Raw genomic sequence first — 25,887 nt, forward strand, 5'->3', positions numbered from 1 at the left:
CTCCTTGATTTCAAATATTTAGAAGGTTTTGTCCACTATGCCATTTGCTTTGGGTCAACGCTGGATCAGTGACACGGAAAGTGATTTAGGGTTAGGAACTGTGGTCGCCATGGATGCGCGTACTGTCACCCTTATGTTTGCCGCCAGCGAAGAGAATCGCGTGTATGCCCGCCATGATGCCCCTGTCACCCGCGTGATGTTCAACGCCGGTGATGTGACTGAAAGTCAGGAGGGCTGGTCACTCAAGGTCGAGCAAGTGGAAGAACAACAAGGGGTGCTGACCTATATCGGCACCCGGACCGATACCGGGGAAGAAAATGTATCGCTGCGCGAAATCTTCCTCAGCAACCAGATCCGTTTTAACAAGCCACAGGACAAGCTGTTCGCCGGTCAGATTGACCGCATGGACCGTTTCGCCCTGCGCTACCGCGCCCTGAAAAACCAGCACCAGCAGCACAAGAGCCCGTTGCGCGGTCTGTGCGGTATGCGTGCCGGCCTGATCCCGCACCAGTTGTTCATTGCCCATGAAGTAGGCCGCCGTTTTGCCCCCCGTGTCCTGCTGGCCGACGAAGTGGGTCTGGGTAAAACCATTGAAGCCGGGATGATCATCCACCAGCAGGTGCTGGCTGGACGTGCCGAGCGCATTCTGATCCTGGTGCCGGAAACCCTGCAGCATCAGTGGCTGGTTGAGATGATGCGCCGCTTCAACCTGTATTTTTCTATCTTCGATGAAGAGCGCTGTGTCGAAGCGATTGCCGATGCGGCCAATCCGTTTGATACCGCGCAATACGTGCTGTGCTCACTGGATTTTCTGCGCAAGAGCCGCCGCCGTTTCGAGCAGGCACTGGACGCCGACTGGGATCTGCTGGTGGTCGATGAAGCCCACCATCTGGTGTGGAGCGAAGAAGCGCCAAGCCGTGAGTATCAGGTGGTGGAAGCCCTGGCCGAGAAAACCCCGGGCTGCCTGCTGCTGACCGCCACCCCGGATCAGCTGGGCCATCAGAGCCACTTCGCCCGCCTGCGCCTGCTCGACCCGGATCGTTTCTACGATTACGAGGCCTTTCTCAATGAAGAGCGCCAGTATGCCCCGGTCGCCGATGCGGTGTCAGAGCTGCTGGCCGGCAAAAAACTGGACGCCGACAGCCGCGCGACCCTGATCAATCTGCTGCCTGAGCAGGACATTGCCCCGCTGCTCGATACGCTGACCAGTAGCAGCGATGAAGACACACAGCGTGCTGCCCGTCAGGAGCTGGTCGACAACCTGATGGACCGCCACGGCACCGGCCGCGTGCTGTTCCGGAATACCCGCGCCGCCGTGCAGGGTTTTCCTCAGCGTCACCTCAATCTGTACCCGCTGGCGATGCCGTCGCAGTACAGCACGGCCATGCGTGTGGCCGGCATGATGATGGGGAAAATCAGCGAAGAGGAAAAAGTGCTCAAGCTGTTGTACCCGGAAGATATTTATCAGGAATTTGAAGGCGAATCGGCCACCTGGTGGAACTTCGACCCGCGGGTAAACTGGCTGCTGGACTTCCTCAAAGCCAACCGCAATGAAAAAGTGCTGGTGATCTGCTCCCGCGCGCAAACCGCGCTCAATCTGGAGCAGGCGCTGCGCGAAAAAGAAGGCATCCGCGCCACTGTGTTCCACGAAGGCATGTCGATTCTGGATCGCGACAAAGCGGCCGCCTACTTCGCTCAGGTGGAAGACGGCGCGCAAGTGCTGCTGTGCTCGGAAATCGGCTCTGAAGGCCGTAATTTCCAGTTTGCCAACCAGCTGGTGATGTTCGATCTGCCCAACAACCCGGATCTGCTGGAACAGCGGATTGGCCGTCTGGATCGTATCGGTCAGCAGCGGGATATCGAAATCCATGTCCCGCATCTGCAAGGCACCTCGCAGGCGCTGCTGGCGCACTGGTACAACGAGGGCCTCAATGCCTTTGAAGAAACCTGTCCGACTGGCCGGGCGGTGTATGAAGCCATTCAGCCGCAGCTGATCTCCCTGCTGGCCAGTGACAACCACAGCCCAGAGGCACTGGACTCGCTGATCGCCGACAGTGCCCGGATGCACACTGAGCTCAAGCGCAAAATGGAACAGGGCCGCGACCGTCTGCTGGAGATCCATTCCAACGGTGGCGATGCCGCCCGTGACCTGGTCGGGCAGATTGCCGCCAAAGACGGCGACACCAATCTGGTGACCTTTGCGCTGGGACTGTTTGACACTGTGGGCCTCAATCAGGATGACAGAGGCGAAAATGCCCTGGTCATTACCCCGTCTGAGCACATGCTGGTTTCGAGTTTCCCGGGATTGCCGCAGGATGGCTGCACCATCACCTTTGACCGTGATACCGCGCTGTCACGCGAGGACATGCACTTTATCAGCTGGGAACACCCGATGATTCAGGGCGGGATTGACCTGCTGCTGTCAGAAGGCGTCGGCACCACAGCAGTGTCTTTGCTCAAGAACAAGGCCCTGCCTGCCGGCACCCTGTTGCTGGAGCTGGTATACGTGGTCGATGCTCAGGCGCCGAAACAGTCCGGGATCGGCCGCTTCCTGCCGCACACGCCTATCCGTATCCTGCTGGATGCCAAAGGCAACAATCTGTCGGATAAGGTCGAGTTCGAAGGCTTCAACCGCCAGCTGAGTCCGGTCAACCGCCATCTGGGCAGCAAACTGGTCAACTCGGTCCAGAGAGACATCCATGCCCTGATTGCCGCCGGTGATCAGCTGATCGAACCTGAGCTGGCCAAAGTGCGTCAGGCCGCGCAACAGGAGATGGAAAATTCCTTAGGTGCCGAGCTGGCCCGTCTGCAGGCCCTGAAATCCGTCAACCCGAACATCCGGGATGATGAGCTGGAATTGCTGCAAAGCCAGATTCAGGATCTGAGTGCTTACATCAGCAAAGCCCAGATTCAGCTCGATTCCCTGCGTGTCATCGCAGTCAGCCATAACTGACAGGGCAATATCCGGGCGGTAGGTACTCCCTGCCGCCCTGTGTTACCATTTCGCCGCTGCCTGTGCGTACAACCTGAGATAGCCCGAACATGAACCCCTTACCACCACTGGACTATAATCCGCCGACAGACCCCTGGCTGGATGTGCTGTATGTCGACCGCGATATCATCGCAATCAACAAGCCTTCCGGTTTGCTGTCGAATCCCGGCCGCGATCCGGCGCATGCCGACAGCGTGTTTCACCGCGTGCTGGCCGAGCATCCCAAAGCGCAGATTGTGCATCGTCTGGACATGGCCACTTCCGGGCTGATCATCCTGTCGCTCAACAAGGATGCCGAACGGCACCTCAAAGCCCAGTTCCGTGATCGTCAGACCGAAAAAGTCTATTACGCCCGGGTCTGGGGCACACCAGAACAACCAAGCGGCACCATAGACTTACCGCTGATTTGCGACTGGCCCAACCGCCCGATGCAGAAAGTGTGTTTTGACGACGGCAAACCCTCGGTGACCCATTATGAAGTGATCGCCAGTGACGGCCAGAGCAGCTTAGTCAGGCTGCGTCCGGTCACAGGGCGCTCTCATCAGCTTCGCGTCCACATGCTGGCGCTGGGCCACCCGATCCTGGGCGATGGTTTCTATGCCCACGATCAGGCCAAAGCCCTGGCTCCCCGCCTGCAACTGCACGCGGCGGAACTGAGCTTCTTCCACCCCTACAGCAACGAAGCCCGTCATCTGTTCGCCCCGTGCGAATTCTACCCCGACGCGCCCGAGCGGACACTGTAAAGCACAACCTGACTTAGCTGCCGACCTCTGAGTCGGCAGACTTGTTTGCCCAACTTGCAGCCTGCCCCTCGCTGGTGTTTACTGTGTGTCATCAAGCACACGCATCAGCAGGGAGCCAGAGTGATGCACCAGATAGTTTTTCTCGACCGCGATACCATCCCCCACCAGATCACCCTGCCCCGCCCGGCTTTTGCGCACCACTGGCAGGAATACCCGGCCACCTCTTCGGCGCAGATTGTGGAACGGCTGCAACAGGCCACCATCGCCATCACCAATAAAGTGGTACTCAATGCCGACACGCTGCGTCAGTTGCCGCAGCTGAAAATGATCGCCATTGCCGCCACAGGCACCAATAATGTCGATCTGGACTACTGCCGCGCGCATGGCATCGTGGTCAGTAACATTCGCGGTTATGCCACCGGCTCGGTGCCGGAGCACGTGATTGCCATGCTGTTCGCGCTCAGGCGCAACCTGTTTGCGTACCACAAAGATATTCAGGCAGGGGTCTGGCAGGAGAAAAAGCAATTTTGCTTTTTCAGCCACCCGATTGGCGATGTGGCCGGCAGTACACTGGGAGTGATTGGCAGCGGCAGTCTGGGACAGGCCGTTGCAAAACTGGCCTCGGCCCTGGGCATGAAGGTCGTTTTTGCGGAACGCAAAGGCGCGGCCACCTGCCGTGACGGTTACCTGCCGTTTGAGCAGGTGCTGCAAACCGCCGATGCGATTACGCTGCACTGTCCGCTCAGTGACGAAACGACACATTTGATTGCGGCACCAGAGCTGGCACACATGAAGCCCGGCAGCCTGCTGATCAATACCGGCCGCGGCGGACTGGTGAACGAACAGGACTTAGTTGAAGCGCTGCGTTCCGGCCACCTGGGCGGTGCCGGGTGCGATGTGTTTACCCAGGAGCCCGCCGGCGCGTCCAACCCGCTGCTGGCCAACGCAGATTTGCCAAACCTGCTGCTGACCCCCCATGTGGCCTGGGGAGCGGACTCGGCGATTCAGGCGCTGGCCCATCAGCTGATCGACAACCTGGAAGGCTTTGTCGCCGGCCGCCCTCAGCACTGTGTCTGAGGGCCTGAGCCCTTATTTAAAGCCTTTTTCTTTTTTGATCAGCTCGTAAGCTGCCGTCAGTTCCTGGGCTTTCTGCTTCGCCAGCTCCATCATCTCTGGCGGTAAGCCTTTGGCCGCCAGTTTGTCCGGATGGTGCTCGTTCATCAGTTTGCGGTAAGCGCGTTTCAGATCTTTCGGACTGGCTTCTTTTGCTACTCCCAGCAGTTCGTACGCATCACTGAGCTGATCCCGGGTTGGCGCCTGTCGAAAACCACCCTGCTGTTGCTGTGACTGCTGGCGATAGAACCCGCCGCCCTGCTGGAAACGAAACGCTGCTTCCTGCATATGCAGGCGCCTTTCCAGCTGCTGATCGGAAAAACCCAGCGCACGGCCAATCACAAACAGTAACTGGCGCTCTTTCGGATGCAGGCTGCCGTCGGCAAACGCGGCCTGGATCTGCAATTCGAGGAAAAACTGCAGCAAATCGAGCCGGCCCGTCCCTTGCTGGCGCACCCGGGCCAGCACCTCCTGCAGGGGAAAATCTTCTGATTTACCATCGCGGAAGGCTTCCTGCGCCAGCCGGCGTGCTTCGCCGTGCAGTTGCATGCGGTCCATAATGGCACTGGCGACACGGATTTCCTCCTGGGTGACCCGACCTTTCGCTTTGGCCATATGGCCCATCACAGCAAACGCCGCATGAAAAAACGCCGCCTGACGTTCATGCTGATCAGCCTGACCCTGGCTAAAACGGCCAAAACTGCCGCCCTGGTACACACCGGCACGCGCCCGATCGAACTTATGACCCAAAAAGATGCCTAATAACAACCCGATAGGTCCACCAAGAAGGAAACCAAAAAATGCCCCTAAAATCTTGCCCAACACCTGCATGTTATACTCTCTGGTAATTTGCTAAATTGTGCCCACGAATGCCGTCTAGTCTTACGAAAAGAGATCCGTCTGTCAGCGTGACTTGCTGCCATAAAGCACAGCGCCGTCTGATAAAGACCTCGCGGCATAATAGCAGAAAAAACAATAATGAATTTATCCGGTCCGATGATTACAAGGTCCCATAGAGATGCCGATAAGCAGAAATTGCTTTATCATAGCAGCCTTGATTAAGGGGACGGCAGGGCCGGTCTGGACACCTTTGCGCTATATCATGAACACAGGAAATTAAATCTCAATGTCATTCACTTCTCGCAGCTTATTGGCGACCATGATCAGCATAGCTTTATATGGCCCGTCATCTTTCGCCAATGACGCCCTCATTGAGAATGAAGCCAGCCCGACGGCAGAGGAAGAGCTCGCCCTGGTCAAAGGCATGTGTCTAACCCCGGATCCCAATGACGGTGATCCCAATAATGCCCCGATCAGAATCACTGCCGATAAGGCTGAGGCGGACAGTGACGCCAGCGTGACCTACTCCGGCGATGTGGTCGTACGGCAAGCCAACCGGACCGTGGCGGCCGATGTCGCGACCATGAATCAGCAAAACAATACGGTCAGTGCCAAAGGCAACGTGTATTTCCACGATGGCAGCATAGAAGTCTATGCCGACAGCATGCACAACAACCTGGATACCGACGACGCCGAAATCAATAACGCTGTCTACAGCCTGACCTGCGAAGCCGGTCGCGGCGAAGCCACTAAAATTGAAAAACAGGGCATGACCTATTATCGCCTGCGCAACGGCACCTACACCACGTGTCCGCCCGGTGATAAAAGCTGGCAGTTTACCGCCACCAGCATTGAACGTGAGGCCGACTCGCCGTTCGCCGACCTGTATAACGCCCGGTTTGAAGTGCTGGATGTGCCGGTGTTCTACATGCCTTACCTGCGTGTGCCTGTCGGTGACGAGCGGCTGACCGGTTTTCTCTACCCGACCGTGAGTTACGGCTCTCGTGACGGTTTTGAGCTGGAAACCCCGTTTTACTGGAATATTGCGCCCAACTACGATCTGACCTTTACCCCGAAATACATGAGTAACCGCGGCCTGCAGCTCAACAGCCAGTTCCGCTATCTCACCGATCTGGGACAAGGCAGCCTGAAAGGGGAATATCTCGGCAACGACGAAGCCGCTGCCAACAGTGATGCTCGCTGGGCCTACAACTGGTCCCACAACGGCCGTTATGAAGATAACTGGCTGTTCAACATAGATTACAGCAAGGTCAGTGACGTGACCTATTTCTCGGATGTCGATTCAGAGATCGGCCGCCGGGAAGACAACAACCTGCTGCAAACCGGCGAAGTGACCTACCAGGAAGAAAAATGGAACTCGACCTTACGGGTCAGGAACTTCCAGCCGCTGACGCCGGGCGTCTCGTCAAACTACCGTTTGATGCCCCAGCTGACCTTCAATTACTACGAGCCTGAGCTGGGCTATGACTTGGACTTTGGCTTCCTGAGCCATATCAGCCGGTTTGAAAATGATGACGACACGAAGCCCTCTGCCGATCGTGTCCATTTAGAACCATCTCTGACGCTGCCGTTCGCGACCCCCTGGTGGTCGATGACCACAGAAGCCAAGCTGATGTACACCTACTATAATCAGGAGTTCGATCCTACGGTCGCCGGTCTGGAAGATCTGGAAGAAACTGCAACCCGCACTGTGCCCAGCCTGCGGATGCTGACCGGCTTGTATTTCGAGCGGGATACCGGCCTGTTTGGTGATGCCTATGTCCAGAGTCTGGAGCCGCAACTCCAGTACCTCTACATCAAGGATGTAGAGCAGAGCGACATTTACGGCTCATACGACACCACAATTCTGCAAACCGATTATTACGGTTTGTTCCGTGATCGCCGCTATTCCAGCGTCGACCGCATTGCCGCCGCCAACCAGTTTACCGTCGGTGCCACCACCCGCTTTTTCGACAGTAATCTGAAAGAGCGCTTCAACCTTTCCTTTGGCCAGATCTTTTACCTCAACGATTCCGGCCGGAATTTACAAGAAGAAGGCGAATCTCAGCCCAATTATTCTGCCTCGGCGTTCGAGTCTGATTTCAACTTTAATGACTGGCTCTTCTTCCACGGCGGCCTGCAATACGATACCAGTGAAAAAGACATGCAGTTCGCCAACGCCGCGCTGGAATACCGCGAAGGCAACCTGTTCAGCCAGCTGAACTACCGCTACGTATCAAAAGAGTACATCCGGCAAAGCCTGCCGGATAACAACCAGATCGATAATTACACCGAAGAAGGGATCTCTCAGGTTGGCTTCTCAACCGGCTTCCCGATTCACGCCGGACTGAGTGTGCGGGGGGATTACTACCACGATGTCACGGAAAACCAGATGGTGGAAGGCCAGGTCTCGCTCAATTACCGCTCCGACTGCTGGATGATCACGCTGGGCTACAACCAGTACATGGTGGCCCGCAGCAACGTCAACACCCAGCCGGTTGAGTACGAACAGAACTTCAGTATCTCGTTCTCGCTGCTTGGCCTGGCAGGTGTGGCTCCCGTCGGCGCGTCGTCAGCCAGTGGTAATGCCATTGCATACGGACGACCTTTCTACCTGAACAATTAACAGGCCGGGCCCAGGCCCGCCCTAACCAACCGCGCATTGAAGCGCCCTGGATACAGCTATGAAAATGTGGAAGTCTTTTATTCTCGGCCTGACTCTTCTGGGCCTGACAACCGGTTCACTGGCCGCCCTGCAGCCACTGGACAAAGTGGTCACGATTGTGAACGACAGCGTGATTCTGCAAAGCGATGTCGATGCGATGCTGAAAACCGTCCATCTCAATGCGGCGCGTCAGGGCCAGCCCCTGCCGGACGACAGCATTCTGGTCAATCAGGTGATGGAAAAGCTCATCATGGAAACCCTGCAGCTGCAACAGGCAGAACAATTTGGTATCCGGATTGATGACAATCGCCTGGATCAGGCGATCAGCCAGATTGCTGCTGAGCAAAACATGTCCGTGGCCCAGTTGCAGCAGGAGCTGGCAGCCGGTGGCATCAGCTACCCGATTTTCCGCGAGCAAATCCGCCGCGACCTGACGGCCAGCGAAGCCCGTACCATTATGGTGCGCCGCCGGATCAACATTCTGCCGCAGGAAGTCGACAGCCTGGTGACCCAGCTGGGCCAGCAGCAACAGGCAAGCGTGCAATACAATATCAGCCATATCCTGATCCGCCTGGGCGAAGGCGCCACGCAGTCTGAACGCCAGACGGCCGAGCGCAAAGCGAACGATCTGCTGGCGCAACTGAATCAGGGGGCGGATTTCACCAACCTGGCCTACAGTGCGTCCAATGGTCCCAAAGCCCTGCAGGGCGGCGCCTGGGGCTGGATGAGCCCGGAAGAAATGCCGACTATCTTTGCCGATCAGATCCAAGGTCAGGGGAAAGGTGCTATCATAGGGCCATTCCGCAGCGGTGTGGGTTACCACATTCTCAAAATCAATGATGTGAAAGGCCAGGAGACTGTCTCAGTCACCGAAATCAATGCCCGCCACATCCTGCTGAAAACTTCTGTCATCCTCAGCGATGAAGGAGCGAAGAAACAGCTCGAGCAGGTTCGCCAGGACATTATCGCAGGTAAGCGCAGCTTTGCTGATGCGGCCCAGGCACTGAGTGCCGATCCGGGCTCTGCGGCCAATGGCGGTGAACTGGGCTGGCAGACGCCGGATATTTACGTCCCTGAATTCAAACAGCAGGTTGAAACCCTGCCTGCAGGCACCGTCAGCGAACCGTTCCAGACGGTACACGGCTGGCATATTGTGGAAGTGCTGGATCGCCGTCAGGTTGACCGCACCGATGCGGCCGCGAAGAACCGGGCTTACCGGATTCTCTTCAGCCGTAAATTTAACGAGGAAGCCCAGGCGTGGCTGCAGGAACTGCGGGCCGGCGCCTATATTGAACAACCAGGATTTGATGATGAACAAGGTTAAACGTATTGCCATCACGCCGGGAGAACCGGCGGGTATTGGCCCGGATCTCGTCGTGGCACTGGCGCAACAGCCGTGGCCGCACGAGCTGGTCGTGTGTGCCAACGCCGAACTGATGGCAGAACGTGCGGCCCTGCTGGGCTTACCGCTGGAAATCATCAACTATGATCCAAGCCGTCCGGCACAGCCGCATCGTGCGGGCACCCTGGTGGTGGACAGCCACCCACTGAATGCCAGTGTCACGCCTGGCCAGCTTGATGAGCATAACGGTCATTATGTGCTGGACACCCTCCGTCGTGCTGCCGAAGGCAATATGGACGGTGAATTTGCCGCACTGGTGACCGGGCCGGTTCATAAGGGCATCATTAACCGTGCGGGCGTTTCATTCAGCGGACACACAGAGTTTTTCGCCCAGCAGGCACAATCCAATCAGGTGGTGATGATGCTGGCCACCGAAGGGCTGCGTGTGGCGCTGGTGACCACCCACATTCCGCTGGCTTATGTGGCCAAAGCGGTCACCGAAGATCGTATTCATCAGGTGATTCGGGTGCTGCATGCCGATCTGATCAGCAAATTTGGCATCAAACAGCCGAAAATTTATGTCTGTGGCCTCAACCCGCATGCCGGTGAAGATGGCCACTTGGGCCGGGAAGAGATCGAAGTGATCACGCCGGCCCTGAATGTTCTGAGAGAGCAGGACGGTATGGATCTGGTTGGCCCGCTGCCAGCCGATACCATTTTCCAGGATAAATACCTGGCCGAAGCCGATGCCGTGCTGGCGATGTACCACGATCAGGGTCTGCCAGTGCTGAAATTCAAAGGGTTCGGTAATGCCGTCAATATTACTCTTGGATTACCTTTTATCCGAACATCAGTTGATCATGGTACCGCATTGGAACTCGCCGGTACCGGACAGGCGGACACAGGGAGCCTCTGGACAGCGCTTACCCACGCCATCGAAATGGTAGACAAAAAACAATGAGCAGTGATCAGGTCCATTTAGGCCACCGCGCCCGTAAGCGCTTTGGCCAGAACTTTTTGCACGACGAATACATCATCGACAACATTGTCGCCTCAATCAATCCGAAACCGGGCCAGAATCTGGTTGAAATCGGTCCCGGTCTGGGCGCACTGACCGAGCCTGTCGGTAAACAGGTCGATAAATTTACTGTGATTGAGCTGGACCGCGATCTGGCCGAGCGTTTACGCAATCACCCGGATCTGTCCGGCAAACTGACGATCCATGAAGGCGACGCCATGCGTTTCGACTTCACTCAGCTGATCAGGGAAAACAACAAACTGCGGATTTTTGGCAACCTGCCGTACAACATTTCAACGCCGCTGATGTTCCACCTGTTCAGTTTCCATCAGCATATTGAAGATATGCATTTCATGCTGCAGAAAGAAGTGGTCAATCGTCTGGCTGCCGGCCCGGGCACCAAAGCCTATGGTCGCCTGACCGTGATGGCACAATATTACTGCAAAGTGATGCCAGTGCTTGAAGTGCCGCCAAGCGCCTTCAAACCCGCACCCAAGGTGGATTCTGCTGTGGTTCGACTGGCACCGTATGAAACATTGCCGCATCCTTGTACTAACCTGAAATGGCTGGACCGTGTTTGCCGGGATGGCTTTAACCAGCGCCGTAAAACGGTACGTAACTGCTTTAAAGCCATCATGGATGTGGACACGCTGGAAAGCCTGGGGATTAACCCCGGCTCGCGTCCGGAAAACCTGACACTTGAACAGTTTGTGTCTATGGCGAACTGGCTGGATGCCAACCACAGCCACTAAGTCATGTGCCGGGCCATCGCGCCCGGCAACTGCCTAGCACAAAGGCATTGTCGTATCAGAAAGGAAGCAGCAAGGTGAACAACAAAGTTATCCCTACCATCAAATGCCGGGTCATCACGCATTACATTGATGACCAGTCTGAGCCAGAACAGAACCGCTACGTTTTTTCCTACACCATTACCATTTGCAACCTGGGCCAGGGCAACGCACAACTGCTTCGCCGCCGCTGGCTGATCACAGATGCCAATGGCAAAAAACTGGTGGTTGAAGGTGAAGGTGTGGTCGGCGAACAACCAACCATCGCCCCCAATGATGAATACACCTACACCAGCGGCACCATCATCGAAACACCACTGGGTGTGATGGAAGGCCATTACGTCATGATTGACGACCATGGTAACGAGTTCAATGCCGAAATCGTGCCTTTCCGTTTGGCTATCCCCAATATTCTGCACTAAACAGGGTCGATCATGGCAACCTATCTGGTCGGTGATATTCAGGGCTGTTACCGCGAACTCTGCGCGCTTCTCGAGCGTGTGGGCTTCAGTACACAGCACGATGAACTCTGGCTGGCCGGCGATCTGGTTGCCCGCGGGCCGGATTCACTGGCCACTCTGCGTCTGGTGAAATCTTTGGGCAGCAGTGCCACCAGCGTGCTGGGCAATCACGATTTGCACTTACTGGCTGTGGCCCGAGGCATCGGCAAAGCCAAGCAAAAAGATCAGATTGATCAGATTTTGCAAGCCAGCGACAGCGACGCATTGCTTGACTGGCTCAGCCGCCAGCCTCTGCTGGCCGAACACCCCACACACCCGGTTGTCATGGTCCATGCCGGTATCCCCCGCAATGGCAGCTCGACGATGCCCGACGCTGCGCGCGCGATGTCGAAGCCATGCTGCAAAGCGAGCACCAGCAATGGCTGCTGAGCAATATGTACGGCAATGAACCTGCCCTGTGGGATCCTGAGCTGTCTGGGCTGGACAGATTACGTTTCACCATCAATGCGCTAACCCGGATGCGCTACCTGCATCCCGATGGTCGGCTGGAGATGCATTGCAAACTGCCTCCGGGCGAGCCAGGCACAGATCACCTGCTGCCCTGGTTTCAGTTTCCCCGCACACAACCGCTGGGTAAAACCATTATTTTCGGTCACTGGGCCTCACTGATGGGCTATCAGGATGACAAGGCGATCGGACTGGACACCGGCTGTGTCTGGGGCCATCAGCTCACCATGCTGCGCTGGGAAGACCAGCAACGTTTTGAACAGACCCGACTCGCCAACTCAGTCGACCACTAAGGGCGAGCGGGCAATGAAGCCATCACACCCGCTGCCGTTTCCTGAAAAGCCCGGCGCAGCCAGTCCAGCAAAGCCACAACCCGCTCATCGCCCTCGATCGCATTCGGTGAGAGCAGACAATAAGACGAGCCGTCCGGCGTAAATCCGAACGGGGCGGCCAACTGTCGGTTTTTGATATCACTGCCCACCATGTAAACTGACCCCAGACCACAGCCGCTGCCGGCGTAGACCGCCTCAAGCATAATGTAGAAATGTTCAAACCAGATCTCATCCCGGACAGGGACAATCTGATGTGAGCGCTGCTGCCAAACCTGCCAGGCACTGGGCCGGGTTTGGCTATGCAGCCGTGTCACCGGCTCGGTGTCGGATGCACGCTGCTCCCACTGTTCAGTCAGCATCACCGGGCCGGTGAGCTCAGGAGCAATGATGGCGGCGTGATAGTTCGGACTCCAGCTGAAATCGTCCCGGCGGATTGCAATATCGGCCTGGCTGTGCAAGAAATCAATCGGCCCGCCGGATGCGCTCAGGTGCAGCTCTATCTCTGGGTGCCGGGACTGGAAGTCCGCCAGACGTGGGATCAGCCACTTCATCATGATCGTCGGTTCGCAGGAAACCACTAATGGAGACCGGGTGTCCGGTGCTTTCAGCGCTTTCAGCGTTTGCTTGAGAATATCAAACATTTCCTGACAACCAGCCTGCAACTGCTCGCCCTGTGGCGTCAGAAAAATGCCCCGATTTCTCCGCTCAAACAATTGTAATCCCAGCGTCCCTTCCAACTGCGTCATCTGCCGGCTGACTGCAGATTGCGTCACGCACAATTCATCCGCAGCTTTCACCAGACTTTGATGCCGCGCAGCAGCTTCAAAGACACGCAGGGCATTGAGTGAAGGTAATTTCATGATCGTTGAGTTTTCCGCAAGTATTCATTGAGAAGTTATCAATATTCAAGATACAGAATTTACAGAACAATATGACGAAATCAACTGAACAATAACTTGAATATTTGTAAAGGAAATCTGAAATGACCGAAGTTTTTGCCGTTGTCATGATTACTGTGCTGGCCGTGATCAGCCCTGGTGCTGATTTTGCCATGGTCACCCGGAGCAGTTATCTGTGTGGCCGGAAAGCGGGATTGCTGGCCGCTCTGGGAATCGCTGCCGGCGTGTTGATTCATGTCGGCTACACCATGCTCGGGGTCGGTATCCTTATCGCCACCTCCCCGGTTTTGTTCACGGCCATCCAGTATCTCGGGGCGGTGTATCTGATCTATATCGGGTTCAGTACGCTGCGCAGCAGAACCCATTTAGCGGCCGCTGAAGACACGCCACTGAACCCTTCAGGTTTTGCTGCATTCAGACAGGGATTGATGACCAATGCGCTCAATCCGAAAACCACCCTCTTTGTGCTCAGCACCTTTACACAAATGGTCAATCCGGACACCCCGGTATGGGTCCAGCTGGCTTATGGACTCTTTATGGCGGGCGCACATGGGGTCTGGTTCAGCCTGGTGGCGATGTTCTTTTCTCAGGCATCCCTCAGAACCGCCATGCTCAGTCGCCAGGGCATGATCAACCGAACCATCGGCAGTATTCTGATGCTGCTGGGAGCTTCATTGGCGCTGGCCCCCATGGCTGGTTAACAAGATACCGGCCCATGTTCTGGCGTGCACGGGCCGAATCGCAACGCAGTAAGGCTTACTGGCGCTCCAGGATGACAAACTCCATGTCATGCGCGTTCTTTTCATCGGCCGCATAGTGCTCACTGTACGTCTGCTGCCAGCCGTCCCCCCAGTCCGGGAAGCAAGTGTCTCCCTCGACACTGAGATCGATGAAGGTCAGATAGAGGCAGTCTGCGACAGGCAGACATTCAGCATACACGCTGCCGCCGCCAATGATCATCAACTCATCGGCCTGCCCTGCAGCAAGCTGGGCGGCACGGAGATCCGCCACGACAGTGACGCCGTCGGCAGTAAAGTCCGGGTTACGGCTGATCACGATATTGTGGCGCCCCGGCAATGGCCGGCCAATGGATTCAAACGTTTTGCGTCCCATCACCACAGGCTTGCCCATAGTGACTTTTTTAAACCAGGCAAAATCGGCCGGTAAGTGCCAGGGCATGGCATTGTCTTTGCCAATCACACGATCTTTTGCCATGGCGGCAACCATACTGATCTTCACACGTCTACTCCCTTTTAAATCACTGGTCGGCGACGATAAAACATTAAGCCGGGCATTGCCAGCCCTATGGCCAGCGCCGCCACGGTAAAGGCTGCGGTGATCCCATTCTCGGCCATGCGCTGCCAGATCTCAGGGGAAAAGCCATGCTGATTGAGATCCACCAGCGCAATCATGGTCTTAAACGCATAAACGCCGGGCACCATGGGGATCACGGCCGCAACGGTGAACACATGCGGTGGCGCCAGCAGCCGGCGCGACCAGATGATGCCTGTCATCCCGACCAGCAAAGCGGCAAAGAAGCTCGCCCATTCAATCGGCATGCCCTGCTGCATGAGTACAAAACGGCAACCGTGACCGAGCGCCCCCGCCATGGCGCAGTACTTCAGCGCCCTGACCGGCACATTGAACACCATGGCAAACCCGACCGCCGGAATCGCCGCCAGTGCCATATCTGCAGCCAGTGCGTATCCCCATTGCCAGAACATCATGCCAGCCACCCCCAGACATTAAACAGGTTCATGGCCGCCACTATGCCCAGGCTGGTCGACAAGGTCAGCAAACTGGCCATCACCCAGCGGGAAATGCCCAGATTCACGAAGCCTGACACCATATCGGCGACAGCATTAATCAGCGGAAAACCCGGCACCAGCAATAAGACGGACGACGCCATCGCCAGAAAGGGCTGATTGCCCAGCTCGAACAAAGGGGCAGCGACTGACACCGTCGTCGCGACAAACGCAGCGGCAGCAAAGGTCAGCAGCGGATTGAAATGATGGTGCGCCATCACCAGGCGCAGCGCCATGGCGGCAGATGCGGCGAGCAGGGTAATCAGGGCCACCGTGAAATCACCGCCGGCCAGAAGGCAGAATGCAGCGCAGGACAGGCCGATCATCAGGATCACCAGCAGCGGCGGATAACGCTGAGGCTGAATGGCAGACAAACGTTTCGTCATGGCTGCAGGATCCAGCAACCCCTTTTCAGCCATGATGCACAAATGGTGGATCCGGGTGACAACCGCCATATTGATCCCATGATCCCGACAGCGACGCGTAGTCGTCAGGCAGTGCCCTTTGACATGCACAGTAACCACAATGGCATTGGCGGTCAGCGCGATGTTGACCTCATCCCCCCAGCGCCAGCCCGACACGCTGACTGACATCCACCACCACCGCAGATTCTGCGCCATGCTGTAACAGCCGCTGGCCAACCTGAGCGACGATTCGGGCAATCTCCCGTTCTGTTTTCACTGTAACCGGCTGCATCCTGACTCCCTGAGCACTTTTTTCTGTTGATCATTATCTCCGCGAACAGAAAGATCAATTTGATAAGGCACAAAAAAACCGCTCCAAAGAGCGGTTTTTCACCTCAGACGGCCAGTTACGGCTTGTAAATGATTTCGACGTCGTAATCGTCTTCGTTCCAATCATCCCAGTCGTCATCGTCGTCGTCATCGCTTTTCGCAGCACTTTTCTTCAGTTGCTGCTCGTGGTAATCGTCCCACTTGAAATCGACTTTGGTTTCTTCGGTTTCGTCTTCTTCGACCAGGGCCTGAGGAATGGAGTCAATCAAATCCATCAGCTCATAGGTCAATGGTTTAATACCGGTACGGTTCAGCGCAGAAATACAGAAGTACTTCTCATCCCATGCCAAGGCTTCCAGCACTTCCTCGATCTTCGCCTGAGCTTCCTCTTCCGGCAGCAGATCCACTTTGTTAAAGAGGATCCAACGCGGCTTGTTCACCAGCTTCTCGCTGTACTGCTCCAGCTCATTGAGGATAGTGAAGGCGTTTTCCACCGGATCCGAACCGTCTGCCGGCAGCAGATCGATCATGTGCAGCAGCACACGGCAACGCTCCAGGTGTTTCAGGAAGCGAATCCCCAGACCAGCACCGTCGGCAGCGCCTTCGATCAGACCTGGAATATCAGCGACCACGAAACTGCGCTCGCTATCGACCCGTACCACACCCAGGCTAGGCACTAAGGTGGTAAACGGATAATCCGCCACTTTTGGCTTAGCGGCCGATACAGCGCGGATAAAGGTCGATTTACCGGCATTCGGTAAACCCAGCATGCCGACGTCCGCCAGCAGCAGCAGCTCCAGGCGCAGGTGACGGATCTCACCTTTGGTGCCCATCGTCTTCTGGCGTGGTGCACGGTTGACCGAGGACTTAAAGCGGGTGTTCCCCAAACCGTGGAAACCACCTTTGGCGACCATGATCTTCATACCATGCTGGGTCAGATCGGCGATCACTTCTCCGGTTTCTTCGTCCACGGCCCGTGTACCCACAGGGACAGACAGGACCTGGTCATCGCCTCGCTTCCCGGTACAGTTACCACCGCGGCCGTTTTCGCCGCGCTCAGCTGCATGAAAACGTTCGAAACGGTAATCGATCAGCGTGTTGAGGTTTTCATCGGCCAGCAGGTATACATCACCGCCGTCACCGCCGTCACCGCCATCAGGCCCACCTTTGGGGACATATTTTTCACGGCGGAAGCTGACAGTACCGTTGCCGCCATCACCTGCATCCACCCGGATTACCGCTTCATCTACAAATTTCATCTTATTCTCCGCACTCTGGCGTTCACTTCGCCAGCCAGGGGTAGTCACCACCTGACTGTCTTTATTGTAATACCAATCGGAATAATTCTCAGGGCTTTACACCCGCAGGCACTCAAACTGATATTGTCCTGTGCCATAACAAAAAGCCCCGCCAATAGGCAGGGCTTTCACGTTCTTCACGAAGCTGAACTTATTCAGCAGATTCGATAGAAACGAATTTACGGTTTTTAGGACCTTTCACTTCGAATTTCACTTTGCCATCAGTCAAAGCGAACAGAGTGTGGTCTTTACCCAAACCTACGTTGTTACCAGCGTGGAACTTAGTACCACGTTGACGAACGATGATGTTACCTGCCAGTACAGATTCGCCACCGAAACGCTTAACACCTAGGCGTTTACTTTCTGAGTCACGGCCGTTACGAGTAGAACCGCCAGCTTTTTTGTGTGCCATCTCTAAACTCTCCTATTATTAAGCGCTGATGCCAGTAATTTTGACTTCAGTGAACCACTGACGGTGGCCCATTTGCTTACGAGAATGCTTACGACGACGGAACTTAACGATTTTTACTTTATCGCCGCGACCGTGCGTAACAACTTCAGCAGTCACTTTACCACCCGCAACGAATGGTGCACCAACTGTTACTTCTTCACCGTTAGCAACCAGCAGAACTTTGTCAAATTCAACGTTCGCACCAGTTTCAACGTCCAGTTTTTCCAAGCGTAAGGTTTGGCCTTCGCTTACTCGGTGTTGCTTACCACCACTTTGGAAAACAGCGTACATGTCTTACTCCGCTTATCCGCATAGGCCATTTGCCACGGCAAAATTGGGCAATGGGTATGCGCTTAATCTTGTCATCAATAGGGCGCGAATACTACTGGAAAACGCCGAACATGGCAAGCCGTTGGCTAAAGAAAATTGGTGAAAAGCTGCTCAGCAGAAAAAGTCGCCTAAATAGCTGCAATGTAGGTTAGGAAGCCGGGAAGATTTTAGTGTAGTATGCGTGCATAATTCTTATTTTGATTGCGCCGATACGGCTAACAATTTTGCTGGATGTATCATGGATTTCAAAGCTATCCAAGCACTCACCGCTGACGACATGGCGGCGGTTGACGCAAAGATTCAGGCCCAACTCACTTCAGACGTCGCCCTGATCAACCAACTGGGATTTTACATTGTCAGCAGCGGTGGCAAGCGTTTGCGCCCCATTCTGGCAATTCTGGCCGCCCGGGCTCTGGGTTACCAGGGTGAAAAACACATCACCGCAGCGGCATTCATCGAATTTATTCACACCGCCACTTTGCTCCATGACGATGTGGTGGATGAATCTGATATGCGGCGCGGAAAAGCAACCGCTAATGCTGCATTCGGCAATGCCGCCAGCGTACTGGTGGGTGATTATATCTACACCCGCTCCTTCCAGATGATGACCAGCCTGAGATCCTTGAAGATCCTGGACATCATGAGCGAAGCGACCAATGTGATCGCCGAAGGGGAAGTCCAGCAGCTGATGAACTGCAATGATCCTGACACCACCGAAGCCAGCTACATGCAGGTGATCTACTCCAAAACGGCGCGACTGTTTGAAGCGGCGACTCAGGTGGCAGCCATTCTTTCTGACGCACCAGAACAGGTAGAGACAGCCCTGCAGGACTATGGCCGTTATCTTGGGACCGCCTTCCAGCTCATTGACGATGTACTTGATTACAACGCCGATGGCGAGGAGATGGGCAAGAACGTGGGGGATGATCTGGCGGAAGGCAAACCCACCCTGCCGCTGCTGCACGCCATGCACCACGGTAACCCAGAGCAAACCGCCATGATTCGTGCCGCGATAGAGCAAGGCAACGGGCTGGATAAACTGCAACCGATTCTGGCCTGTATGGAAGAGCACGGCTCTCTGGCTTACACTCAGCAACGTGCTGAAGAAGAAGCAGATAAAGCCATTGCTGCCCTGTCGGTACTGGCTGAAAGCGAATACAAAGATGCGCTGATTGCCGTCGCCCGACTATCAGTCAATCGCACCAAATAAACCTGCCCCTTCAGCGAAAACGGCCTGACACTTGTCCAGGCCGTTTTTTGTTACGCTCTCTTGCTACACAGCCCCGGTAGCCAAGCTGTTCGACACGGTTTCACTCACGAAGTGGCTCAGCCCTCAGCTCAAATCCGCTTTACGCTATAGTTATACAAGGTAAAGGGAGACCTGTGCCCTGACCGTTTCTTCCCAAGACGGAGGTGACGCATGCAAGCCAATCAACTGAAAAAGGGAATGTGGGTTGAATATCCGCAGGGGATCGCGGAAGTGATCGAGATCGATCCGGATCATGACACCGCATTGATCGAGAATCTGAAGGATCATAAAAGGATCCATATCCCGTGCAGTGAACTGACCGACGAACCTCAGCTGCACAGCGGCTGCGGCGACTATTACTGAGCAATCCCCTTAAATACCCGTGCCAGAAACAACAAAGCGGCCGAAGGGCCGCTTTGTTCATTGTCGTCAGGCTATGACAGCCTGGTGTCGGTACGGGCTTATTTCGCCGCGAACTCTTCACCCAGAGCGATATCGCCTTTCAGGGTATCCAGCATGCTGTCCAGTGCATTCTGCTCGAACGCGCTCAGGCTGCCGTAATCCAGCACTTCTTCCACGCCGTCTTTGCCCAGACGAACTGGCTGTGCGAAGAAGCGAGCGTGCTGGCCGTTACCTTCCACGTAAGCGCACTCAACCACATTTTGCTCACCCTGCAGGGCACGCACCAGCGCCAGACCGAAACGGCAAGCCGCCTGACCCATAGACAGAGTGGCAGAACCGCCGCCCGCTTTGGCTTCAACCACTTCAGTACCCGCATTCTGAATGCGAGGCGTCAGTGCTTTCACTTCTTCTTCAGTGAATTCAACACCTTCAACCTGAGACAGCAGAGGCAGAATCGTCACACCTGAGTGACCGCCGATGACAGGCACATTCACGTCACGCGGATTCAGGCCTTTCAGCTCACCAACAAAGGTTTCAGAACGGATGATATCCAGCGTCGTCACACCGAACAGCTTACGCTTGTCGTAGACGCCGGCTTTTTTCAGGACGTCTGCCGCGATAGCCACAGTCGTATTCACCGGGTTAGTGATAATACCGATACAGGCATTTGGGCAGACAACCGCAATTTTTTCAGCCAGTGATTTCACAATACCGGCATTGACGTTGAACAGGTCCGCACGGTCCATCCCTGGTTTACGGGCAACACCAGCAGAGATCAGTACCACATCCGCACCTTCAAGTGCAGGCGTTGGATCTTCACCAGCATAACCTTTGATAGAAACAGGAGTTGGGATGTGGCTCAGGTCAGCAGCAACACCAGGGGTAACAGGGGCAATATCATAAAGTGCCAGGTCAGAGCCGGCAGGCAGTTCATTCTTCAGTAGCAGGGCCAAAGCCTGGCCGATACCACCAGCCGCACCAATAACAGCAACTTTCATTTTCGTTCTCCTTTACGATAGAAGTCAGGGTTCATCAGACAGACCCCTTCAGATAGAATTCAGGCCATATACCCAATGTTTCAAACCCTTACTAATGTCTCTCAGTTTCTCGGGCACCAAGACGGTATAGCAAGCCTAAACGAAATACAATCATACCCCCTCAGCTTTGCGAAGTTGCGCAGAGAGCCGGTTGACTTTTCCTTGCGCCGAAAAAGCTAAGAACTGTCTCAACAGTGGATTTATTTAATAGTTATGCAGTCGACTAAGCTATTAACAGTAACCTAGTTCCAAGTTCGAATGAACATTGTTTGCTACCAGCCAACAGGTTGTGACAAAATACGGACCCTCTCCCTGTACATGAAATTTACTTATGCGTAGTTCTGATAAACAAGAACGCTTGATAAAAGCATTCAAATCCATACTCAAGGAAGAAAAATTCAGCTCTCAAGGTGAGATAGTCGATGCCTTGAAAGCGCAGGGCTTCGATAACATTAACCAGTCGAAAGTGTCACGGATGCTGACCAAATTCGGCGCGGTACGTACCCGCAACGCTAAAATGGAAATGGTGTATTGCCTGCCCGTAGAGCTGGGCGTACCGACCATCAGCAGTCCGTTGAAAGAACTGGTCATGGAAGTGGGTTATAACCATGCCATGGTCGTGATTCACACCGGCCCGGGCGCTGCGCAGGTGATCGCCCGTCTGCTTGACTCACTGGGCCGCGCCGAAGGTATCTTGGGTGTTGTCGCGGGGGATGACACGATTTTCATCACGCCAACCCTGACCACAACCGCCGAAGAACTCTTCGACTCTGTCTGCTCGCTGTTTGATTACAGTAAGTAAGTCAATCTTCAGGCAACGCCCTCTCCGTTTACCCTGAGAGGGCGTGCTTTCCCCCTTCGCCATCCTGTCTTTTCCCGCTTGGTTCCCCCGCTTTGCAGTGGATAGTTATGCTCTGAAATATGGTCCGCTGTCGCAATCTCATTACTTTTTCACAAAAAGGTTTTTACATTATTTCAATAATACGCCGATCGTTTGCTATTATCTCTTTGATTTGTTTAAAGCATTGCGGGCCGTGTACCTGCACCACTGATAAGAAATAACATAACAGGAAGGGATCACAATGGCGTTTACAAAACTGTTAAAAGTCAGCGCATTATCTGCCACCGTTCTTGCCTCAGGACTGGCGCAAGCGGAAGAGTTCATCACCATAGGTACAGGTTCTGTCACCGGTGTGTATTATCCTACCGGCGGTGCTATCTGTAAGCTGGTGAACAACGATCGTAAAACCAATGGCATTCGCTGCTCTGTCGAATCGACAGGCGGGTCCGTATACAACGTGAACACTATGCGTGCCGGTGAACTGGATTTCGGCGTGGTGCAGTCTGACTGGCAATATCATGGCTATAACGGTACCAGTGAGTTTAAAGAGTTAGGTCCGTACAAAGAAATGCGTGCGGTTTTCTCACTGCACACAGAACCGTTCAACATTATTGCCCGTTCAGATTCCGGTATTAACAATCTGGACGATCTGAAAGGCAAACGCGTCAATATAGGTAACCCGGGCTCTGGCGACCGCGCCACCATGGAAGTGGTGATGAATGCCATGGGTTGGGACAAAGATGACTTCAAACTGGCCGCCGAACTGAAAGGCTCTGAGCGATCTCAGGCACTGTGTGATAACAAGATCGATGCCTTTGTCTATGTTGTCGGTCATCCAAACGGTTCAATCAAAGAAGCAACCACCTCTTGTGATGCCAAGCTGATCCCGGCGACTGGCGCCGCTATCGACAAGCTGGTTGCTGATAATCCTTACTACACTAAAACCACTGTGCCGGGCGGGATGTACCGCGGTACCGACAACGACGTCAACAGCTTCGGTGTTGCCGCGACTTTAGTGTCTTCAACCAAAGTATCGGATGATGCAGTGTACGCGCTGGTCAAAGCTGTATTTGAGAACTTCCATGTTTTCACCCGCCTGCATCCAAGCTTTGCCAATCTGAAGAAAGAAGACATGGTCAAAGCCGGTATTTCCATCCCATTACATCCGGGCGCAGTGAAATACTACAAAGAAGTGGGTTTGATCAAATAAGCCAACGGCTACTCATCTTGCAAAGTGCACCGTCTTGACGGTGCACTTTTTGTCTGTCAGAGCACAAAAATGCCCCTGTCAGATTAACTCGCCAGACTACAATAAAAACTGAAACCTCAAACAGTTAATCACGGATCGCTCCTGAAATAAGGAAGTAGCATGACAAAAACCAACCATGACGATGTCCAGGACATGGTGGCACAGGCGGATACCGGCGCACGCAGCCCACAAGGATTGCAGGGACAAATTTTGTGGGTTGTTGCCCTTTGCTGGTCACTGTTTCAGCTTTGGTACGCCTCACCGCTCCCTTTTATATTTGATATCGGCATTTTCAACGACACCGAAGCGCGTTCTATCCATTTAGCCTTTGCTATTTTTCTGGCATTTACAGCTTTCCCGGCTCTGAAGGGCTCTCCCAGGGATCACATTCCACTGCAGGATTGGATACTGGCGTTGCTGGCCAGTTTCTCCGCATCCTATATCTTCCTGTTTTATGAAGCACTGTCTGGCCGTTCTGGCGCGCCGACCACGCTGGATGTCGTCACTGCGGTGATGGGAATGCTGTTACTTCTGGAAGCCACACGACGGGCACTGGGCCCTCCGCTGATGGTGGTTGCCTCAGTTTTCCTGCTGTATACCTTTGCCGGCCCTTACATGCCGGATGTCATTGCGCACAAAGGTGCCAGCCTTAATAAAGCCATGTCGCACTTATGGCTGACCACTGAAGGGGTCTTCGGCGTGGCGCTGGGGGTCTCTACTGCCTTTGTTTTCCTGTTTGTGCTATTAGGCTCCATGCTTGAACGGGCAGGTGCGGGCGCCTATTTCATCAAAGTTGCCTTTTCGTTACTTGGCCATATGCGTGGTGGTCCGGCAAAAGCAGCCGTCGTAGCATCCGGTTTGTCCGGTCTGGTATCCGGCTCGTCCATTGCCAATGTAGTGACGACGGGAACCTTTACGATCCCACTGATGAAACGCGTTGGCTTCCCAGGTTATAAGGCCGGTGCTGTTGAGGTGGCAGCCTCAACCAACGGTCAGCTCACGCCACCAATCATGGGCGCTGCTGCTTTTTTAATGGTGGAATATGTCGGGGTCTCTTATGTTGAGGTCATCAGGGCGGCCATACTACCGGCATTAATCTCCTATATTGCCCTGCTTTACATCGTGCATTTGGAAGCTTGTAAAGCCGGCATGTCAGGCTTGCCCCGCCATTATCAGCCTACCCTGGCGCAAAAGCTGACCTCTTTTGTTGGTACCATAGTCGGCCTGATGGTGCTCAGTGCCATCGTGTATTACGGCATCGGCTGGACCAAAGACGTGTTTGGCGCCGCTGCGACACCTATGATTGCGGTAGTGATCCTGATCGCTTACATCGCCCTGATTCGCCTGGCCGCCAACTACCAGGATCACCTGCTGGAAGATCCGGATCAGGAACTGACCGAAGTGCCCGATCCCGGTCCCACAGTGAAATCCGGTTTGTATTTCCTGCTACCCATCGTGGTGCTGGTCTGGTGTCTGACCGTTGAGCGTTTCTCTCCGGGCTTATCCGCTTTCTGGGCAACCGTGTTTATGATTTTCATTCTGCTGACCCAGCGTCCGCTCATGGCCCTCTTTACCAAAGAGCAAACACTGGCTAAAGCGGCTAAACAAGGCTGGCTTGATCTGCTGGACAGCTTGGTCACCGGTGGCCGCAATATGATAGGTATCGGTGTTGCCACTGCCGCGGCCGGTATCATCGTTGGCGTGGTGACGCTGACGGGCGTTGGACTGGTGATGACCGACTTCGTCGAGTTCATCTCTGGCGGCAACATCATGCTGATGCTGTTATTTACCGCCGTGATCAGCCTGATCCTCGGAATGGGTTTGCCCACCACAGCGAACTACATCGTGGTCTCGACCTTGATGGCCCCCGTGATCGTCACTCTGGGTGCTGAAAATGGCCTGATCATTCCACTACTGGCCGTGCATCTGTTCGTGTTCTATTTCGGTATTCTGGCCGATGATACCCCGCCGGTCGGTTTGGCTGCGTTTGCTGCCGCGGCGATTGCCAAAAGCGATCCTATCCGTACCGGTATTCAAGGTTTCACCTATGATATCCGCACTGCCATTCTGCCTTTCATGTTCATTTTCAATACCCAGCTCTTGCTGATGGACATTGATACCTGGTGGCATCTGTTCCTGACCGTGGCGTCCGCTATTATTGCCATGTTGACCTTCTCATCGGCCACCCAGGGATGGTGGTTCACCAAAGTTAAATGGTGGGAAACGATTCTGCTGCTGCTGATCACTTTCTCGCTGTTCCGGCCCGGCTTCTGGTGGGACATGATCTATCCGCCCAAACACGACATGCCGGGCACCCTGATTGTCGATGCCGCCGATAAACTGGCGGTAGGTGAACCGCTGGAAGTACAGGCAACCGGCATGGACATGCTGGGTGATGAAGTGACCAAGCATGTGCTGTTGCCGTTTGATCAAAACGCAGTAGACCCAAATGCAAAGATTGCCTCAACTGGCCTGATGCTCAAGCAGGAAGGCGAGAAAATGATTGTAGAGCTGGTCGAATTCGGCAGCCCGGCCGAGCAGGCAGGTATCGATTTTGGCTGGGAAATTGTCACTGTCAGCCTGCCAGCAGCCCGACCAATGAAAGAATGGGTATTCGTACCTGCTCTGGCGCTGCTGGCTTTGCTGGGCTGGAATCAGCGGCGAAAAGCCAGATTGGATGTGCCCGTCAAAGGTAAAGCGCACAAAAATGAGGAACAGGACTAAACTCTAGTCAGAGTAAACATACAGCCACAGATGCCAGCACGGATCTGTGGCTGCCTGACAGAGAGGA

Annotated in this window: 22 protein-coding genes and 2 pseudogenes; 15 read left to right on the forward strand and 9 right to left on the reverse strand. The window is 54.8% G+C overall.

Going from position 1 to position 25,887, the window contains the following annotated elements; all coding sequences use genetic code 11:
* The first annotated feature begins 37 nt into the window (after positions 1–37).
* The 3 genes from rapA to P4S53_RS22280 all read left to right on the forward strand — a co-directional run bounded on the left by rapA (position 38) and on the right by P4S53_RS22280 (position 4,812).
* Complete coding sequence (rapA, locus tag P4S53_RS22270; protein ID WP_337114427.1) at positions 38–2,953, forward strand: RNA polymerase-associated protein RapA; 2,916 nt, start codon at positions 38–40, stop codon at positions 2,951–2,953.
* A gap of 89 nt (positions 2,954–3,042) precedes the next feature.
* Positions 3,043–3,735 (forward strand): bifunctional tRNA pseudouridine(32) synthase/23S rRNA pseudouridine(746) synthase RluA, encoded by a 693-nt coding sequence (gene rluA, locus P4S53_RS22275; protein WP_337114428.1) that lies wholly within the window; start codon positions 3,043–3,045, stop codon positions 3,733–3,735.
* A gap of 123 nt (positions 3,736–3,858) precedes the next feature.
* The gene (locus tag P4S53_RS22280; protein WP_337114429.1) at positions 3,859–4,812 is read left to right on the forward strand and encodes a D-2-hydroxyacid dehydrogenase; all 954 of its coding nucleotides are present in this window, start codon (positions 3,859–3,861) and stop codon (positions 4,810–4,812) included.
* 12 nt (positions 4,813–4,824) lie between these two features.
* On the opposite strand, the gene djlA is transcribed toward P4S53_RS22280, so the two are convergent.
* Positions 4,825–5,679: a co-chaperone DjlA gene (djlA, locus tag P4S53_RS22285; protein WP_337114430.1), complete on the reverse strand. Its 855-nt coding sequence runs from the start codon at positions 5,677–5,679 to the stop codon at positions 4,825–4,827.
* Positions 5,680–5,974: 295 nt separating this feature from the next.
* Here djlA and lptD point away from each other — a divergent pair, with 295 nt between their 5' ends.
* The 6 genes and pseudogenes from lptD (at position 5,975) to P4S53_RS22315 (ending at position 12,762) form a co-directional block, all read left to right on the forward strand.
* Positions 5,975–8,314, forward strand: coding sequence for an LPS assembly protein LptD (gene lptD, locus P4S53_RS22290; protein ID WP_337114431.1), 2,340 nt, complete (start codon positions 5,975–5,977; stop codon positions 8,312–8,314).
* A 58-nt stretch (positions 8,315–8,372) separates the two neighbouring features.
* Entirely contained in the window at positions 8,373–9,677 is a 1,305-nt protein-coding gene (surA, locus tag P4S53_RS22295) for a peptidylprolyl isomerase SurA (protein ID WP_337114432.1), read from the forward strand.
* Positions 9,664–10,656, forward strand: a complete 993-nt coding sequence (gene pdxA / locus P4S53_RS22300) for a 4-hydroxythreonine-4-phosphate dehydrogenase PdxA (RefSeq protein WP_337114433.1) — start codon at positions 9,664–9,666, stop codon at positions 10,654–10,656. Before surA ends, pdxA begins: the two co-directional genes overlap by 14 nt.
* Positions 10,653–11,465, forward strand: a complete 813-nt coding sequence (gene rsmA, locus P4S53_RS22305; protein WP_027251805.1) for a 16S rRNA (adenine(1518)-N(6)/adenine(1519)-N(6))-dimethyltransferase RsmA — start codon at positions 10,653–10,655, stop codon at positions 11,463–11,465. Before pdxA ends, rsmA begins: the two co-directional genes overlap by 4 nt.
* A gap of 74 nt (positions 11,466–11,539) precedes the next feature.
* Positions 11,540–11,923 (forward strand): Co2+/Mg2+ efflux protein ApaG, encoded by a 384-nt coding sequence (gene apaG / locus P4S53_RS22310; RefSeq protein WP_046222219.1) that lies wholly within the window; start codon positions 11,540–11,542, stop codon positions 11,921–11,923.
* A 12-nt stretch (positions 11,924–11,935) separates the two neighbouring features.
* Positions 11,936–12,762: pseudogene (locus P4S53_RS22315) on the forward strand (symmetrical bis(5'-nucleosyl)-tetraphosphatase).
* On the opposite strand, the gene P4S53_RS22320 reads toward P4S53_RS22315, so the two are convergent.
* A complete protein-coding gene (locus P4S53_RS22320) occupies positions 12,759–13,661 on the reverse strand; it encodes a LysR family transcriptional regulator (protein ID WP_303565468.1) in 903 nt (300 codons plus the stop codon). The pseudogene P4S53_RS22315 and the gene P4S53_RS22320 sit on opposite strands and share 4 nt — an antisense overlap.
* Before the next feature lie 122 nt (positions 13,662–13,783).
* Here P4S53_RS22320 and P4S53_RS22325 point away from each other — a divergent pair, with 122 nt between their 5' ends.
* Positions 13,784–14,401, forward strand: coding sequence for a LysE family transporter (locus P4S53_RS22325; RefSeq protein WP_337114434.1), 618 nt, complete (start codon positions 13,784–13,786; stop codon positions 14,399–14,401).
* 55 nt (positions 14,402–14,456) lie between these two features.
* Here P4S53_RS22325 and folA read toward each other — a convergent pair whose 3' ends face one another.
* The 6 genes and pseudogenes from folA to rplU form a co-directional block, all read right to left on the reverse strand.
* Complete coding sequence (gene folA / locus P4S53_RS22330) at positions 14,457–14,939, reverse strand: type 3 dihydrofolate reductase (RefSeq protein WP_337114435.1); 483 nt, start codon at positions 14,937–14,939, stop codon at positions 14,457–14,459.
* 14 nt (positions 14,940–14,953) lie between these two features.
* Positions 14,954–15,427, reverse strand: a complete 474-nt coding sequence (locus tag P4S53_RS22335; protein ID WP_337114436.1) for a threonine/serine exporter family protein — start codon at positions 15,425–15,427, stop codon at positions 14,954–14,956.
* Positions 15,424–16,201, reverse strand: a pseudogene (locus tag P4S53_RS22340) (threonine/serine exporter family protein). Before P4S53_RS22340 ends, P4S53_RS22335 begins: the two are co-directional and overlap by 4 nt.
* A 115-nt stretch (positions 16,202–16,316) precedes the next feature.
* Positions 16,317–17,498, reverse strand: coding sequence for an Obg family GTPase CgtA (gene cgtA, locus P4S53_RS22345; protein WP_337114437.1), 1,182 nt, complete (start codon positions 17,496–17,498; stop codon positions 16,317–16,319).
* Positions 17,499–17,688: 190 nt separating this feature from the next.
* Positions 17,689–17,949, reverse strand: coding sequence for a 50S ribosomal protein L27 (gene rpmA / locus P4S53_RS22350; protein ID WP_027251812.1), 261 nt, complete (start codon positions 17,947–17,949; stop codon positions 17,689–17,691).
* Positions 17,950–17,967: 18 nt separating this feature from the next.
* Positions 17,968–18,279, reverse strand: a complete 312-nt coding sequence (rplU, locus tag P4S53_RS22355; protein ID WP_027251813.1) for a 50S ribosomal protein L21 — start codon at positions 18,277–18,279, stop codon at positions 17,968–17,970.
* 277 nt (positions 18,280–18,556) lie between these two features.
* Between rplU and ispB the strand changes: the two genes are divergently transcribed.
* Both ispB and P4S53_RS22365 read left to right on the forward strand, forming a co-directional pair.
* A complete protein-coding gene (gene ispB, locus P4S53_RS22360) occupies positions 18,557–19,528 on the forward strand; it encodes an octaprenyl diphosphate synthase (RefSeq protein ID WP_337114438.1) in 972 nt (323 codons plus the stop codon).
* 210 nt (positions 19,529–19,738) lie between these two features.
* A complete protein-coding gene (locus P4S53_RS22365) occupies positions 19,739–19,930 on the forward strand; it encodes a hypothetical protein (RefSeq protein WP_218383580.1) in 192 nt (63 codons plus the stop codon).
* A gap of 98 nt (positions 19,931–20,028) precedes the next feature.
* Here the strand turns inward: P4S53_RS22365 and mdh are convergent, their stop codons facing one another.
* Positions 20,029–20,967 carry a malate dehydrogenase gene (gene mdh, locus P4S53_RS22370; RefSeq protein ID WP_337114439.1) on the reverse strand — a complete coding sequence of 313 codons (939 nt, stop codon included), beginning with the start codon at positions 20,965–20,967 and terminating at the stop codon, positions 20,029–20,031.
* 370 nt (positions 20,968–21,337) lie between these two features.
* Between mdh and argR the strand changes: the two genes are divergently transcribed.
* From argR to P4S53_RS22385, 3 genes are all read left to right on the forward strand, one after another.
* Positions 21,338–21,808 (forward strand): transcriptional regulator ArgR, encoded by a 471-nt coding sequence (gene argR, locus P4S53_RS22375; protein WP_027251817.1) that lies wholly within the window; start codon positions 21,338–21,340, stop codon positions 21,806–21,808.
* A 280-nt stretch (positions 21,809–22,088) separates the two neighbouring features.
* The gene (locus tag P4S53_RS22380; protein ID WP_337114440.1) at positions 22,089–23,057 is read left to right on the forward strand and encodes a TAXI family TRAP transporter solute-binding subunit; all 969 of its coding nucleotides are present in this window, start codon (positions 22,089–22,091) and stop codon (positions 23,055–23,057) included.
* 159 nt (positions 23,058–23,216) lie between these two features.
* On the forward strand, positions 23,217–25,820 hold the full coding sequence (locus tag P4S53_RS22385; RefSeq protein ID WP_337114441.1) for a TRAP transporter permease: 2,604 nt from the start codon (positions 23,217–23,219) through the stop codon (positions 25,818–25,820).
* Positions 25,821–25,887: the final 67 nt, after the last annotated feature.

The organism is Photobacterium sp. Hal280, assembly GCF_037162255.1.
Taxonomy (GTDB): domain Bacteria; phylum Pseudomonadota; class Gammaproteobacteria; order Enterobacterales; family Vibrionaceae; genus Photobacterium.

Coding starts and splice junctions, on each gene's coding strand:
- P4S53_RS22335 (WP_337114436.1), bottom strand. CDS start 15,427: ATGATGTTCTGGCAATGGGGATACGCACTGGCTGCAGATATGGCACTG.
- P4S53_RS22380 (WP_337114440.1), top strand. CDS start 22,089: ATGGCGTTTACAAAACTGTTAAAAGTCAGCGCATTATCTGCCACCGTT.
- ispB (WP_337114438.1), top strand. CDS start 18,557: ATGGATTTCAAAGCTATCCAAGCACTCACCGCTGACGACATGGCGGCG.
- mdh (WP_337114439.1), bottom strand. CDS start 20,967: ATGAAAGTTGCTGTTATTGGTGCGGCTGGTGGTATCGGCCAGGCTTTG.
- rapA (WP_337114427.1), top strand. CDS start 38: ATGCCATTTGCTTTGGGTCAACGCTGGATCAGTGACACGGAAAGTGAT.
- surA (WP_337114432.1), top strand. CDS start 8,373: ATGAAAATGTGGAAGTCTTTTATTCTCGGCCTGACTCTTCTGGGCCTG.
- P4S53_RS22280 (WP_337114429.1), top strand. CDS start 3,859: ATGCACCAGATAGTTTTTCTCGACCGCGATACCATCCCCCACCAGATC.
- P4S53_RS22365 (WP_218383580.1), top strand. CDS start 19,739: ATGCAAGCCAATCAACTGAAAAAGGGAATGTGGGTTGAATATCCGCAG.
- pdxA (WP_337114433.1), top strand. CDS start 9,664: ATGAACAAGGTTAAACGTATTGCCATCACGCCGGGAGAACCGGCGGGT.
- rsmA (WP_027251805.1), top strand. CDS start 10,653: ATGAGCAGTGATCAGGTCCATTTAGGCCACCGCGCCCGTAAGCGCTTT.
- djlA (WP_337114430.1), bottom strand. CDS start 5,679: ATGCAGGTGTTGGGCAAGATTTTAGGGGCATTTTTTGGTTTCCTTCTT.
- P4S53_RS22320 (WP_303565468.1), bottom strand. CDS start 13,661: ATGAAATTACCTTCACTCAATGCCCTGCGTGTCTTTGAAGCTGCTGCG.
- rplU (WP_027251813.1), bottom strand. CDS start 18,279: ATGTACGCTGTTTTCCAAAGTGGTGGTAAGCAACACCGAGTAAGCGAA.
- lptD (WP_337114431.1), top strand. CDS start 5,975: ATGTCATTCACTTCTCGCAGCTTATTGGCGACCATGATCAGCATAGCT.
- rluA (WP_337114428.1), top strand. CDS start 3,043: ATGAACCCCTTACCACCACTGGACTATAATCCGCCGACAGACCCCTGG.
- rpmA (WP_027251812.1), bottom strand. CDS start 17,949: ATGGCACACAAAAAAGCTGGCGGTTCTACTCGTAACGGCCGTGACTCA.
- cgtA (WP_337114437.1), bottom strand. CDS start 17,498: ATGAAATTTGTAGATGAAGCGGTAATCCGGGTGGATGCAGGTGATGGC.
- P4S53_RS22385 (WP_337114441.1), top strand. CDS start 23,217: ATGACAAAAACCAACCATGACGATGTCCAGGACATGGTGGCACAGGCG.
- P4S53_RS22325 (WP_337114434.1), top strand. CDS start 13,784: ATGACCGAAGTTTTTGCCGTTGTCATGATTACTGTGCTGGCCGTGATC.
- argR (WP_027251817.1), top strand. CDS start 21,338: ATGCGTAGTTCTGATAAACAAGAACGCTTGATAAAAGCATTCAAATCC.